13 protein-coding genes are annotated in these 12,295 nt (G+C 68.8%); 7 read left to right on the top strand and 6 right to left on the bottom strand.

Features of this window, described 5'->3' with window-relative positions; translation table 11 throughout:
- The first annotated feature begins 136 nt into the window (after nt 1-136).
- From glk to ACVCMC_RS15150, 3 genes are all read left to right on the top strand, one after another.
- Nucleotides 137-1,174 (top strand): glucokinase, encoded by a 1,038-nt coding sequence (gene glk / locus ACVCMC_RS15160; RefSeq protein ID WP_395120417.1) that lies wholly within the window; start codon nt 137-139, stop codon nt 1,172-1,174.
- Nucleotides 1,161-1,844 (top strand): HAD family hydrolase, encoded by a 684-nt coding sequence (locus ACVCMC_RS15155; protein ID WP_395120418.1) that lies wholly within the window; start codon nt 1,161-1,163, stop codon nt 1,842-1,844. Before glk ends, ACVCMC_RS15155 begins: the two co-directional genes overlap by 14 nt.
- A 109-nt stretch (nt 1,845-1,953) precedes the next feature.
- On the top strand, nt 1,954-2,271 hold the full coding sequence (locus ACVCMC_RS15150) for a hypothetical protein (protein ID WP_447097895.1): 318 nt from the start codon (nt 1,954-1,956) through the stop codon (nt 2,269-2,271).
- A 225-nt stretch (nt 2,272-2,496) separates the two neighbouring features.
- Here ACVCMC_RS15150 and ACVCMC_RS15145 read toward each other — a convergent pair whose 3' ends face one another.
- The 4 genes from ACVCMC_RS15145 to secB all read right to left on the bottom strand — a co-directional run bounded on the left by ACVCMC_RS15145 (nt 2,497) and on the right by secB (nt 7,772).
- A complete protein-coding gene (locus ACVCMC_RS15145) occupies nt 2,497-3,063 on the bottom strand; it encodes a hypothetical protein (protein ID WP_447097894.1) in 567 nt (188 codons plus the stop codon).
- A gap of 49 nt (nt 3,064-3,112) precedes the next feature.
- Nucleotides 3,113-6,139: a DEAD/DEAH box helicase gene (locus ACVCMC_RS15140; protein WP_447097893.1), complete on the bottom strand. Its 3,027-nt coding sequence runs from the start codon at nt 6,137-6,139 to the stop codon at nt 3,113-3,115.
- Nucleotides 6,140-6,233: 94 nt separating this feature from the next.
- Entirely contained in the window at nt 6,234-7,259 is a 1,026-nt protein-coding gene (locus ACVCMC_RS15135) for an NAD(P)H-dependent glycerol-3-phosphate dehydrogenase (RefSeq protein WP_395120424.1), read from the bottom strand.
- A 9-nt stretch (nt 7,260-7,268) separates the two neighbouring features.
- The gene (gene secB / locus ACVCMC_RS15130; protein WP_395120425.1) at nt 7,269-7,772 is read right to left on the bottom strand and encodes a protein-export chaperone SecB; all 504 of its coding nucleotides are present in this window, start codon (nt 7,770-7,772) and stop codon (nt 7,269-7,271) included.
- Between the two features lie 312 nt (nt 7,773-8,084).
- Here secB and rpmB point away from each other — a divergent pair, with 312 nt between their 5' ends.
- The 4 genes from rpmB (at nt 8,085) to ACVCMC_RS15110 (ending at nt 9,638) form a co-directional block, all read left to right on the top strand.
- On the top strand, nt 8,085-8,321 hold the full coding sequence (gene rpmB, locus ACVCMC_RS15125) for a 50S ribosomal protein L28 (protein ID WP_136258932.1): 237 nt from the start codon (nt 8,085-8,087) through the stop codon (nt 8,319-8,321).
- Between the two features lie 10 nt (nt 8,322-8,331).
- Nucleotides 8,332-8,499: a 50S ribosomal protein L33 gene (gene rpmG / locus ACVCMC_RS15120; protein ID WP_136258933.1), complete on the top strand. Its 168-nt coding sequence runs from the start codon at nt 8,332-8,334 to the stop codon at nt 8,497-8,499.
- Between the two features lie 187 nt (nt 8,500-8,686).
- Nucleotides 8,687-9,235, top strand: coding sequence for a DUF4166 domain-containing protein (locus tag ACVCMC_RS15115; protein WP_447097892.1), 549 nt, complete (start codon nt 8,687-8,689; stop codon nt 9,233-9,235).
- The gene (locus tag ACVCMC_RS15110) at nt 9,225-9,638 is read left to right on the top strand and encodes a thiol-disulfide oxidoreductase DCC family protein (protein ID WP_447097891.1); all 414 of its coding nucleotides are present in this window, start codon (nt 9,225-9,227) and stop codon (nt 9,636-9,638) included. Before ACVCMC_RS15115 ends, ACVCMC_RS15110 begins: the two co-directional genes overlap by 11 nt.
- Here ACVCMC_RS15110 and ACVCMC_RS15105 read toward each other — a convergent pair.
- Both ACVCMC_RS15105 and ACVCMC_RS15100 read right to left on the bottom strand, forming a co-directional pair.
- Nucleotides 9,628-10,740: a saccharopine dehydrogenase family protein gene (locus ACVCMC_RS15105; protein WP_447097890.1), complete on the bottom strand. Its 1,113-nt coding sequence runs from the start codon at nt 10,738-10,740 to the stop codon at nt 9,628-9,630. The genes ACVCMC_RS15110 and ACVCMC_RS15105 overlap by 11 nt on opposite strands.
- A gap of 232 nt (nt 10,741-10,972) precedes the next feature.
- Nucleotides 10,973-12,166: a DesA family fatty acid desaturase gene (locus tag ACVCMC_RS15100; RefSeq protein WP_447097889.1), complete on the bottom strand. Its 1,194-nt coding sequence runs from the start codon at nt 12,164-12,166 to the stop codon at nt 10,973-10,975.
- Between the last annotated feature and the right edge of the window lie 129 nt (nt 12,167-12,295).

Here is a 12,295-nt window from a genome sequence, read left to right as displayed (position 1 = left end):
CCCTCTATTTTACGCCTTTGCCCCGCACGCAGCCGCGGCCCGCCGGCATCGCCATTCCGGCGCGTACGGATGCAAAACGCTGGACTACGCGGCACAACGGCGGCACGCTTGCTGTTCCGTTTCCGCAGGAAGCTACATGAGCCCGTCCCGCAGCGTACCCACCCTGCTCGTCGATCTGGGTGGCACCAACGTCCGCTTCGGCGTGGCCGACACCTCGCGCGAGCGCCCGCTGCTGGCCGACAGCATCCGGCGCTATCGGGTTGCCGAGCACGATTCGCTGGTGGCCACCGCCCGGCAGTACCTCGACGAAACGGGGCTGACGGTGAAGCGCGCCATCGTCGCCGCGGCCGGACGCATCGTCGACGGCGAGACGGTGAAGGTCACCAACAATCCGTGGGCGATCTCGGCCCACCAGACCGCCGAGGCGCTGGGCCTGGAGCATGTGCACCTGGTCAACGACTTCGCCGCGCAGAGCATGGCGGTGACGCTGCTGCACGGCGACGACCTGGTCGACGTGGGCACGGTGCCGCGGCCGGTGGTCGGTGCCGAGGACGAACAGACTTTTGCCATCGTCGGCCCCGGTACCGGCCTGGGCGTGGGCGGCCTGCTGGTGCGCGGCGGTCACTGCAGCGTGCTGCAGACCGAAGGCGGCCACGCCGGCTTCGCCGCGCACACGCCGGAGGACATCGCGATCCTCGACTACCTCAACCACAAGTACGGTCGCGTTTCCAACGAGCGGCTGATCTGCGGCCAGGGCCTGGTGAACCTGTACGACGCGATCTGCCACATGGTCGGCGCACAACCGGCCGACCTGAAGCCCGAAGACATCACCGCCCGGGCCAAGGCCGACAGCTGCCCGCTGTGCACGCGCACGGTGGAAACCTTCGCCGGCATCTTCGGCAGCGTGGCCGGCGACCTGGTGCTCACGCTCGGCGCGTGGGACGGCGTCTACCTCACCGGCGGACTGATCCCGGTGCTGCTGCCGTGGCTGGAACGCGGGCGCTTCCGCGAACGCTTCGAAGCCAAGGGCCGCTTCCGCGACATCATGGAAAAAGTGCCGACCCAGGCGATCATGAACCCGGAACCGGGGCTGCTCGGCGGCGCCGCGCTGGCCGTGCTGGACTCGGGCCGGCCATTGCTGCCGCGGCGCGAGAGCAGCCATGCCACGGCGTGACGGCGCCTTCCTGTTCGATCTGGACGGCACCCTGATCGACAGCGTCTACCAGCACGTGCTGGCGTGGAAGCAGGCGCTGGACGCCGAGGGGCTGGACATTTCGGTGTGGCGGATCCATCGCAAGATCGGCATGAGCGGCGGCCTGTTCGCCAACATGCTGTTGCGCGAGACGACTTTGCCGATCACTGCCGAGCGACTGGATCGCATGCGCGAGCATCATGCCGAGGCGTTCAACCGCATGCATGCGCAAGGCGCGGTGCGGCCGCTGCCCGGCGCGCGCGAATTGCTCGACTACCTCGGCGCGCAGGACATCCCGTGGGCAATCGCCACCAGCGGGCGGATGGAAACGGCCCGGCACAACCTGGAGGCGCTCGGCATCGATCCGTCGAAGGTGCCGGTGGTCACGCGCGACCAGGTGCGCCATGCCAAGCCCGACCCGGATTTGTTCATGGAAGCGGCCGAGCGGCTCGGCGTGGACATCCGCCAATCGCTGGTGATCGGCGACAGCGTGTGGGACATGCTTGCCGCGCAACGCGCCCGCACGCTGGGCGTGGGCGTGCTCTCCGGCGGCTACGGCCAGGCCGAGCTGCAGCAGTCCGGTGCATTCCGCGTGTACGAGGACCCCGCCGACCTGCTGCGCCACATCGACGAAGTGGCGGCGCGCGATTGAGCCGGCCGCGCTTCACTGAACCGGCGCGGCGCGCATCATGAAAAGTTAATCACCGGCAACAAGTCGGGCGCTAGGCTGAACCGGCCTCGCCCTCTTCCGGAGCCGTCCCATGCGTCGCCTCATCGCCAGCCTCCCGCTCGCCCTGCTGCTCGCCGCCTGCTCGCCCGCGCCCACGCCGCCAGCCCCTGGCGAAGCGCAGACGGCGCCCGCCAACCCCGCCCTGGGCTCGCCGGAATGGCTGGCCTGGGTCGACCAGTCGCTCGCCATCAGCGACAAGGGCCACGGCCCCGACCCCGGTTCCCCCGAGTGGAACCAGGCCGTGCAGCGCAAACTGGGCGAGGAAGCCCCGCAATCCAACCCGGGCTCGCCGCAATGGCAGCAGTCGGTCGACGCGCTGCTGCGCACGCGGCTGCCGCCGGGGTCTTGAATACAGAGGCGCGCAGCGAGTTGCAGGCCACCGAGGCCAGCGGCGATGCGGGCGCAATCGCCAAAGCCAAGGAGCTGCTCATGGGGCGCGCCCGGTCGAAGGGACGATGGATACCAGATGACGCGCTGTGGGCATGCTTCCAGACGAACAAGGAAGCGCTCAACCCTCGCCGACGCCCGGCCCCGACACGTTGCCGTCGGCGAATACCGACGAGCGCGGCGGGTTTCAGCCGCGCAGGCGATCCATCGTCACGTTGCCGGTGCTGCCCGCCTTGCGCGTGAAGCGAAACCGGAACGCCAGCCTGATCGGCACGAATTCGACCTTGATCACCGGACCGTCGCAACCCGGCGCCTGCGCAGCGTCGTATCCCTGCGGGTAGGTGCATCGCCGGGACCGGGCGAAGCGCCACGACGACGTCGCCTGCCTGGCGCTGCGCATCAATTCGGCGGCAACGTCGCCGATCCTCGCCGGGCAACCGGGCAGGCCCGTCAGTGGTGCGCTGGCATAAACGAGGCCGTCTCGATCAATCGACACCTCCAGGCAGACGACCACCTCACCGCGTGGCGCGTCCGCCGTCGCGGGGTAATTGGGCAACTGCAGCGGCGCCAGGGGCTCGCCGATGACGAAGCCCTGGTTTTCGGACATGGCATAACTTTCGGCGTTGGCCGGGATGAAGGTTTCCACGCTGGAACCGCGAACCTCACCGACATCCTGATGGGCGCAGCCAGCGAGCCACGACGCCAAGATGATGAAGAACGCACTGCGCCACGTGCGGAGGGTCCGATGTTTCACGATTTCTTCCTTGTCATCGCGTTGACTGGCGGGGCGTTCCGGACGCTGGCTACGAAACCGACTCCGGCGCCAGCAGCGCATCCAGGTCAGCTTCGTCGAAGCGCAGTTTCTCGCGGCTGCCGCCGCCTTCGAGCACGGCGTCGGCAAGTTCGGCCTTGCGCAGTTTCAGTTCCTCGATGCGCTCTTCCACCGTGCCGCTGGTGATGAGGCGGAACACGAACACCGGCTTGTCCTGGCCGATGCGGTGTGCGCGGTCGCTGGCCTGCGCCTCGGCGGCGGGGTTCCACCACGGGTCGTAGTGGATCACGGTATCGGCGGCGGTGAGGTTCAGGCCCACGCCGCCGGCCTTCAGCGAGAGCAGGAACAGCGGCACCTCGCCGTCCTGGAAGCGCTGCACCGGCTCGGCGCGGTCGCGGGTGTCGCCGGTGAGGGTGACGTAGCGGATGCGGCGGCGGTCGAGCTCGGCGGCGATCAGTTTCAGCATGCCGGTGAACTGCGAGAACAGCAGCACCTTGCGGCCCTCGTCCAGCAGCGCGGGCAGCATGTCCATCAACAGCTCGAACTTGGCCGATTCGCGCACGCCGCGCGCCGCCTCGAGTTTCACCAGGCGCGGGTCGCAGCACACCTGGCGCAGCTTGAGCAGCGCATCGAGCACCACGATGCCCGAATGCGCGATGCCGCGCTGGGCGATCACCTCGCGCAGCTCCTCGGTCAGCGACAGGCGCAGACCTTCATACAGTTCGCGCTGGCGGCCTTCCAGCACCACGCGGCGGGTGATCTCGGTCTTCGGCGGCAGTTCCTTCGCCACCTGCGCCTTGGTCCGGCGCAGGATGAAGGGCGCCAGGCGCAGGTTCAGGCGTTGCTGGCACTCCTCGTCGCGTTGCTTCTCGATCGGCACGCGGTAGTGGCGGCGGAACGCGCCTTCGTCGCCGAGCAGGCCGGGCACGGCCAGGTCGATCTGCGACCAGAGTTCGCCCAGGTGATTTTCCAGCGGGGTGCCGGTGAGACACAGGTAGCGTGGCGTGCGCAGGCTGAGCAGCGCGCGGCGTGCCTGCGTGCGCGGGTTCTTCACCTGCTGGGCCTCGTCCAGCACGATCAGCGCGAACGGCTGCTGGCGCAGCGCGGCGACATCGCGCGGCAGCAGGGCGTAGCTGGTCAGCACGATGTCCTGCGCGCCGAGCTGGTCGAATTCTTCCGCGCGCTGCGGGCCATGCAAGGTCAGCACCTTGAGCATCGGCGCGAAGCGGGCGATCTCCGACTGCCAATTGGGAATCAGGCTGGTGGGCACCACGATCAGCGCGGGCTGGGTCAGCGCCCCGCCGTGCTTGAGCGACAGCAGATGGGTGATCAACTGCAGGGTCTTGCCCAGGCCCATGTCGTCGGCCAGCACGCCGCCGACGCCGGCCTCGGCCAGCGCGTTCAACCAGCGCAGGCCTTCGCGCTGGTAGGGCCGCAGTTCGGCGGCAAGCCCTTCGGGCACGGCATCGCTGGCGCGCGCGGCGGCGTCACGCAGGCGTGCGGCGAAACCGAGCAGCGGCTCGGCTGCCTGCAGCGTGCCGCCAGCGGGCATGGCGGCGGCCAGTTCCTCCAGTCGGCCGGCCTGCACGCGCGGCAGGTGCAGTGACTTGCGCGGCTTCTCCAGGTATTCGGCCAACGGCGCCAGCAGGCCGCGCAGTTCGCGCAGGCGCACCGGTACGCGCCGGCGCGCATCGACCGGGGCGTACCACACCGCATCGTCGGGCTCATTCGCCGCCGGGCTGAGGGTCAACTGGTGCTCGGCCAGCGCTTGCGCCACGGCGGGCAAAAGGTTGTGGCGCTGGCCATCGACCTCGATGCCGATCTCCAGGTCGAAGGCGTGGTCGTCGACGTCCTCGGCCGCCTGGCCATACCAGCGAACCGGCCCTTCGAGCACCTCGAACGGGAAGCTGGGCGCGTACTCGACGAGGAAATTTTCTTCCTCAAGCTTGGGGCGCAACGCCAGCCAGCGCGCCGGCGTGTTGACCTCCAGTGCGCCGGCATAACCGGCGCCGGGGAACAGCCAGGCGTCTTCGGGCAGGGTTTCGGCCACGTCCCACGGCAGCCCCTCGGTATCCACGCCGGGGGTGAGTCCGACGCGTTCGAGCTGCTCCATCGCGGTGAGTTCCTCGGCACGGCGGCGGGTGATCTCGACCAGTTGGCCATTGCGCACGCGGCGCACCAGCGGCTCGCCGCCGCGGCCGGGCAAACGCTCGCCGGCATAATCGAAGGCCAGCCGCGCATAGCCCAGCGGCGGCGTGCCGGCGGCCAGACGCGCGTGGCGGGTCAGCGCGTGCAGGATCAGCACCGGCTTGGGCGCCAGCTGCGAGCGCTTGAGATCGCCGAACACCTGCGGCAGCGGCACGCGCGTGGCCAGCCGGCTGTTCGGCAGCTTGCTGCGCAGGCGGCGGCCATGCTCGTGTTTCAGCGGCGGCAGCTCCAGCCACTGGGTTTCCTCGGCCGGCGCATCGAACAGGCCCAGGGTCGCGCGCTCGGCGTCCAGGTACCACAGCGCGTCGACGCGCAGCAGGCGCTGGCTGTTGGGCAGCAGCGGCAGCAGGCGCTGGCTGCCGTCGGCCTCCATCTGCCAGTGCCAATTGAGCGGGTGCGACTTGCCGCGCGACAGGCGCAGGCCGGCCAGGCCGCCGAGAAAGCACGGCGCGGTATCGAGCACCTCGGCCAGCAGGCTGTCGCCGACGTGGCCGCCAAGGCGGGCATAGCTGCGGCTCTTGCGCACGCTCAGCGGCAGGCCCAGCACGCTGGCGGCCAGGCGCTGCTCGTGCGGCTGCAGCGGGGTCTGCACCAGGTGGCGGCTGTCCAGCGGCACCGGGCGGCTGTAGCGACCGTGCTCGACCACGCTGAGCAGTACCGGCGCCACGTCGACGCGGGCGAACGCCGCGCCCTCCTCGGGCACCACTTCGACGAAGAAGCCGAGTACGCCACCGTCCTCACTCGCCGCGGGTTTGGGCGCAGCCAGCAGCCGCCGCCAGGCCGGCGGCAAGGTGTCGTCGTCGCCAGCCGGGGGGCCGGCGACGCGCTGCTTCTCGTCCGATTGCGGCATCCGCATGCGTTCCGTAGCAACGACCAAATGCTTGAGCTTAGCAGCGCGAGTGCCGGATGCGGCGACGGCCGCGGCACCCGCCGCCGGTCCTGCGTCAGTCGTTGCCGAACAGCCCGTGCGGATATTCCGGCTTCTGCTCGCGCGCCATCAGTGCCTTGAGCCCTTCGGCCGGGGTGACCTCGCCGTGCAACACGGCGCGCACGCCGGCGCTGATCGGCAGGTCCAGGCCATGCTTGGCGGCCAGCCGCGCCACTTCGTCGGCGGTGAGGATGCTCTCCACCACCTGGCCGATGCGGCGCACCGCTTCGTCGATCGCCACGCCCTGGCCCAACGCCAGGCCGAGCCGGCGATTGCGCGAGAGGTCGCCGGTGCAGGTCAGCACCAGGTCGCCGAGGCCGGACAGGCCGATCAGCGTTTCCGGCCGTGCGCCCAGCGCCACGCCCAGGCGCAGCATCTCGTTCATGCCGCGGGTGATCAGGCCGGCGCGGGCGTTGAGGCCCAGGTTCATGCCGTCGGCGATGCCGGTGGCGACGGCCAGCACGTTCTTCATCGCGCCGCCGAGCTCGGCGCCGAGCACGTCGCCGCCGGAGTACGCGCGCAGGTTGGGCGCATGCAGCAGGCCGGCGAGTTGTTGCGCGAAGGCATCGTCGTCCGAATGCACGGTGACCGCGCTGGGCAGACCGGTGGCCACCTCCCTGGCGAAGGACGGCCCGGTGATGACCGCCGCCGGCCGGCCCGGCAACTTTTCCGCCACCAGTTCGTGCAGGAAACGCCCGGTACCGGGTTCGAAGCCCTTGGTCGCCCAGGCGATCGCGGTGCCCGCGTCGAGCAGCGGCGCGAGTGCGTCGAGCATCGCGGCGAACGCATGGCTGGGCACCACGATCAGCACGATATCGGCGCCGCGCACGGCCGCGCCGAGATCCGCCTCGTAGCCCAACGCCTCCGGCATAGTGACGCCTGGCAGGTAGCGCGCATTGCTGCGTTGCTGCGCCATCTGCGCCAGCGCGTCGGCATCGCGGCCCCATAGCCGGGTGGGTACGCCGTTGCGGGCGCCGAGCGCGGCCAGAGCCGTGCCCCAGGAGCCCGCGCCGAGCACGGTCAGCTTCGGCTTGTCAGGCATGCCCGAAGCTCAGCTGTTGAGCATCACCGGGGCTTCGTCGCCACCGGCACCACGGCGCAACTGTTCGGCGAACAGCGCGTCGAAATTGATCGGCTGCAACAGGAACGGCGGGAAGCCGCCTTCGAGCACCATCGAGGAAATCACCTGGCGCGCATACGGGAACAGCAGGTTCGGGCAATAGCTGCCCAGGATGCCGGCCTTGTCGGTGTCGCCGAAACCGGCGATGCCGAACACGCCCGCCTGCTCCACTTCCGCCAGGTACGCCGTGCGCTGGCCGACCGTGCAGGTCAGGGTCAGACTGAGCACCACTTCATACAGGTCGTTGCCCAGATCGCTGGCCTTCTGGCCCAGGTTCAGCTGCACCTGCGGCTGCGCGTTCTCGTCGATCTCCTGGAAGATCTGCGGCGCGTTGGGCGCCTCGAAGGAAACGTCCTTCACGTAGATCTTCTGCATCACCAGCTGCGGCTGGCTGGCCTGGCCGTTGGCCTGGTCGTTGTTGATCTCTTGTGCCATCGGGTGGTCCTCTCAAAGACGGGCGGTCAAGCAAAGAGGCTGATTGTTCCATACATCCCCGTCTGGCGCACCCATCCGCACCCTTGAACGGGCGTCCGAGGATTGCGCCCAACCGCTTGTTTCTGCGACAATGCGCGGCTCGCCTCATGTCGGCCCGGTTCTCCGGGTGGTCCGCCACGCAATGCGGACCCACGCGACCGGGCCATGCAACACCTCCGGCATTGCGTGGCGCACCGCGTCGCTGGGCCGATGCCGCCCTGGCCAACGGGTGGCAATCACGGCTTCAACCGAAGCCATTCTTGGGAGGTCGTCATGGCCCGTGTATGTCAAGTCACCGGAAAGGGTGTGCAGAGCGGCAACAATGTCTCGCACGCCAACAACAAGACCCGCCGCCGCTGGTTGCCCAACCTGCATGAGCGTCGCTTCTGGGTCCCCAGCGAAAGCCGCTGGATCAAGCTGCGCGTTTCCAACCACGCCCTGCGCACGATCGACAAGAATGGCATCGAGGCCGTGATTGCCGACATGCGTGCCCGCGGCGAAAAGGTCTGAGGAGCACACCATGGCCAACAAATCGCAAGACAAGATCCGCCTGATTTCTTCGGCCGGCACCGGCCACTTCTACACCACGCAGAAGAACAAGAAGAACACCCCGGAAAAGTTCGAGTTCAAGAAGTACGATCCGGTGGTGCGCAAGCACGTGATCTACAAGGAAGGCAAGATCAAGTGAGGTCATGGCGCATTCGCGCGTAGCGCGAGTGCCCTTGCCATGACGTCATCCCTGCGAAGGCAGGGATCGCTCTTGCTCTTGCGCTCTCCACAGCATCCGCAACAGCGATCTTGACTCCTCCAGGAAAACCCGCCGCCCGGCGGGTTTTCCTTTTGCCCGAAGCCCGCCTATCGCGCATCATCGGGCCATGACATTCCCCGCCCTGTTCCCCACCCTGCTCGGCGATGACGCCTGGCGCGCCTTGCCCGCGGCCGTGCAGGCGATGCACGGCGCCGCACCGCTGCTGCGCGCGAGCGGCGTGGCCGACGTCGATGGCGCCGGCCACTTCCCCGCGCGCTGCCTGCGCCGGCTGCTCGGCCTGCCCGCGCCCGGCCCGCAGCAGGCACTGGCGCTGACGATCGAGCGCCACGGCAACCGCGAAGTATGGACGCGCCGGTTCACCGGCCGACGCATGCAGTCCAGGCTCGACCGCCACGCCGGCTCGCCGCTGCTGCACGAACATCTCGGGCCGGCCACGCTGCGCTTCGCGCTGCGCCGCGACGGCGACGCGATCGACTGGCAACTGCGGGGCGTGAGCCTGTTCGGCCTGCGGTTGCCGCGCTCCTTCTGCGGCACGGTGCGGTCGCGCAGCGGTGCGCACGACGGGCGCTACGCCTTCGACATCGACGTGCGCCTGCCGTTGCTCGGTCGGCTCGTCGCCTACCGCGGCTGGCTGGAGATCGACCGTGTCACCTGAAGGCGAACACCCCGTCATCGTCTTCGATGGCGTCTGCGTGCTGTGCAGCCGCTGGGTGGATTTCATCCTGCGTCACGACCGTACCGGCCGCTTCCGGCTGGCGGCGATGCAGGGGCAACATGGTCGCGCCCTGCTGGTGGCGCACGGCTTGTCGCCGGACGACCCGGTGTCGTTCCTGCTGGTCGAGCAGGATCGGGGTTACCGCGACACGGACGCCATTGTCCGCGTGCTTCGCCACTTGGGCGGGCCGTGGCGCCCGGCAAGCGCGATGCTGCGCATGGTTCCACGCCGCTGGCGCGACGGCGCCTACCGCTGGCTCGCCCGCCACCGATACCGCCTGTTCGGTCGGCGCGCACAATGCCGCCTGCGCGAGCCGGACCAGGCGTGGCGCTTCATCGACTGAGCACCTCGACGCCGGTGCGCAACGCGAATCCCTCGAAGCCGGCGACGATCTGATCGAGCGCAAGCAATCCCATGCAGGGCATGGCGCCCTTCTCGGCCAGCAGACCATCCGCCCAGCGCCGCGCAAACACGATCGCCGGCGTCACCGGCACCTGCGGGCCATCGCCCGCGTCGGCATCCAGCCACCAGCACAGGTGCAGCGGCCGGCCTTGCTCGTCGGTGCCACGCAACTCCACCACCATGCCGCCGACATCAGTGCCCAGGCGCACGAACCATTCGCTCATGCGCCGCAGTGCGGGCGCGTGGCGCGCGAGATCGCGGATCAGGCCCAGTCGCACCAGTACGCCCATGCCCCAAGTCGCCCATTGCAGCAAGGGCAGTTCGAGGCCGGCGCGGAAGACCACCGAACGCGCCTGCGGATAACGCGCGTGAAACAGTTCGAGATCCGGAACATCGCAGACGCCGACGCGGCGATGGCCGAACGGGAACCATTGGCGCCGGCTGTCCATCCAGCCATGCACCGTGTCCCAGCGGCCCTCGCGCCAGACGCGGATCGGCCGCCCGCAATAGCCGAGGATGGAGGCCACCGTGGCATCGCCGCGCGGCGTGCGGTTGCCGGGATTGATCGCGTGTTCGATGGCGTCGAGCCGGCCGAAGCGGGGCAACAGCGCATCGACCGCCGCTGAACTCAGCGCCGGCACGCTGGACGCACCGCTGACCAGCAGCCGGCCCGCACACCGTGCGCGCTCGTTTAGCCGGGAAAAGCCGCAGACAAAATCACGGCCATCGGCGAGGTCGATGTAATCACTGCCGGCGTCGATGCACGCTTCCGCGACACGATAATCCTGCCCCTGGAACGGGCCGGCGGCGTGGATCACCAGATGCGGTTCGAGCGCGGCCAGCGCCGCCGGAAAGTCCGCACTCGCCGTATCCAGTGCATGGACGCGCACACGCGCATCGCCGATCGCCGCGCGCAATGCCTCCAGCGACGCCTTGTGGCGTCCAGCCAGCAACAGTTCGAAACGTGCGTCGTGCGCAAGCCGCGTCGCGATGCGCGAACCGAACACGCCGGTCGCGCCAAGCACCACCACCCTCGGGGTCATTCCGTACCTCCCTGTCGATGCGCAAGGGTTCGAGCTTGCCATGCGCCGCCCGAACGGAGAAACCGGGGCACACGAAGCCCCGGCTCTTCGGGGCAACCTCGCCCCCCGGCCGGAGGCTGCCCTGAAAGCGTCCACCATGTGTCCGGTCTAAACACAGAGTCGGGGGTTCCCTCAAGGCAAACGAAAAGCCCGCCATCGAGGCGGGCCTGGTTCGGGTCGATGCCGCCGGCGCTCAGGCCGTGGCGACCGTGTAGCCCTTGAGCCGCTGGGCGAACTCCTGCAGCGCGCGGATGCCGCTTTCCTCGGCCTCGTGGATCCACTGCTGCAAACCCTTCAGCGCCTGGTCGGCACCGCGCTGTTCCATCAGCGCCGCAAGGCGGCTGCGGAACTCGACCACGGTCTTCAGTGTGGGGCGCTTGGCCAGCATCGCCTGCATGCGGTCGCGGCCCTCGCTGTCGAGCCAACGGCCGCCGTCGGCCATGGCCAGCCGCATCCGGCGCGGGATCGCCCTGATGTTCTCGCCGGCGTGCTGCGCCTCGTCGCGCAGAGTCGGCACGATCACGCCGCGGTAATAGTCGGTCATCGCCTGGAAGCGATGGGTGAGCACCGCCTTGAGCGTGTCGGCGTCGGGCAGGCGCACGTTCGGGCGCACGTCCAGCGAGGGCGCCACGCGCAACACCTTGGCCAGGCCCACGGCACGCAGGCCGCAGATCGCCGCCCAGCCGATATCGAACTCCCACTTGCGCAGGGCGAACTTGGCCGAGCTGGGGAAGGCGTGGTGGTTGTTGTGCAGCTCTTCACCGCCGATCCAGAAACCCCACGGAATCAGGTTGCGCGCGGTGTCGGCGCTCTCGAAGTTGCGGTAGCCGGCCCAGTGGCCGATGCCGTTGACGAAGCCGGCGGCCCAGAACGGGATCCACACCATCTGCAGCGCCCACAGCGCCGCGCCGATCACGCCGAACAAGGCCACGCTGATGAACAACATCAGGGTCGGGCCCCAGTAGGGATGCGCGCCGTAGAGCTTGTGCTCGATCCAGTCGTCGGGCGTGCCGCGACCGTACTGCGCCATGTCCTGCTTGTTCTCGCAGGCGTCGCGGTAGAGCGACACGCCATCCCAGAACACCTTGCGGATGCCGTAGATCATCGGGCTGTGCGGGTCCTCCGCAGTCTCCACCTTGGCGTGGTGCTTGCGATGCACCGCCACCCATTCGCGGGTGACCATGCCGGTGGTGAGCCAGCCCCAGAAACGGAAGAAGTGCGCCAGCACGGGGTGGAAATCCACGCCGCGATGGGTCTGGCTGCGATGCAGGTACAGCGTCACCGTGAAGATGGTGAGCTGGGTCACCACCAGCATGTAGATGGCGATCTGGCCCCAGCTCGCGTTGGCGAGGCCGTGGTTGAGGAAATCGAGTACCGCGTCAAGCATGAAAGTTACCGAATGGGGATGGAACGGGGGGACGGGGTGGAGTCTAATTCGGGGAATGCCATACCCACCAGCATGGCCGGGTCATGATGGTAACAGCCTGTCAAGAGGCGGAAGTGAAACCGGCGTTGG

This window comes from Rhodanobacter sp. UC4452_H20, assembly GCF_052978205.1.
Note: the sequence above shows the minus strand (reverse complement) of the source record. Positions and strands in the feature narration are given on the sequence as shown.

What these genes read in the sequence shown, in the direction of transcription:
- rpmB (WP_136258932.1), top strand. Translation starts at nt 8,085, where the DNA reads ATGGCCCGTGTATGTCAAGTCACCGGAAAGGGTGTGCAGAGCGGCAAC.
- ACVCMC_RS15135 (WP_395120424.1), bottom strand. Translation starts at nt 7,259, where the DNA reads ATGCCTGACAAGCCGAAGCTGACCGTGCTCGGCGCGGGCTCCTGGGGC.
- ACVCMC_RS15150 (WP_447097895.1), top strand. Translation starts at nt 1,954, where the DNA reads ATGCGTCGCCTCATCGCCAGCCTCCCGCTCGCCCTGCTGCTCGCCGCC.
- ACVCMC_RS15155 (WP_395120418.1), top strand. Translation starts at nt 1,161, where the DNA reads ATGCCACGGCGTGACGGCGCCTTCCTGTTCGATCTGGACGGCACCCTG.
- glk (WP_395120417.1), top strand. Translation starts at nt 137, where the DNA reads ATGAGCCCGTCCCGCAGCGTACCCACCCTGCTCGTCGATCTGGGTGGC.
- ACVCMC_RS15115 (WP_447097892.1), top strand. Translation starts at nt 8,687, where the DNA reads ATGACATTCCCCGCCCTGTTCCCCACCCTGCTCGGCGATGACGCCTGG.
- rpmG (WP_136258933.1), top strand. Translation starts at nt 8,332, where the DNA reads ATGGCCAACAAATCGCAAGACAAGATCCGCCTGATTTCTTCGGCCGGC.
- ACVCMC_RS15105 (WP_447097890.1), bottom strand. Translation starts at nt 10,740, where the DNA reads ATGACCCCGAGGGTGGTGGTGCTTGGCGCGACCGGCGTGTTCGGTTCG.
- ACVCMC_RS15100 (WP_447097889.1), bottom strand. Translation starts at nt 12,166, where the DNA reads ATGCTTGACGCGGTACTCGATTTCCTCAACCACGGCCTCGCCAACGCG.
- ACVCMC_RS15140 (WP_447097893.1), bottom strand. Translation starts at nt 6,139, where the DNA reads ATGCCGCAATCGGACGAGAAGCAGCGCGTCGCCGGCCCCCCGGCTGGC.
- secB (WP_395120425.1), bottom strand. Translation starts at nt 7,772, where the DNA reads ATGGCACAAGAGATCAACAACGACCAGGCCAACGGCCAGGCCAGCCAG.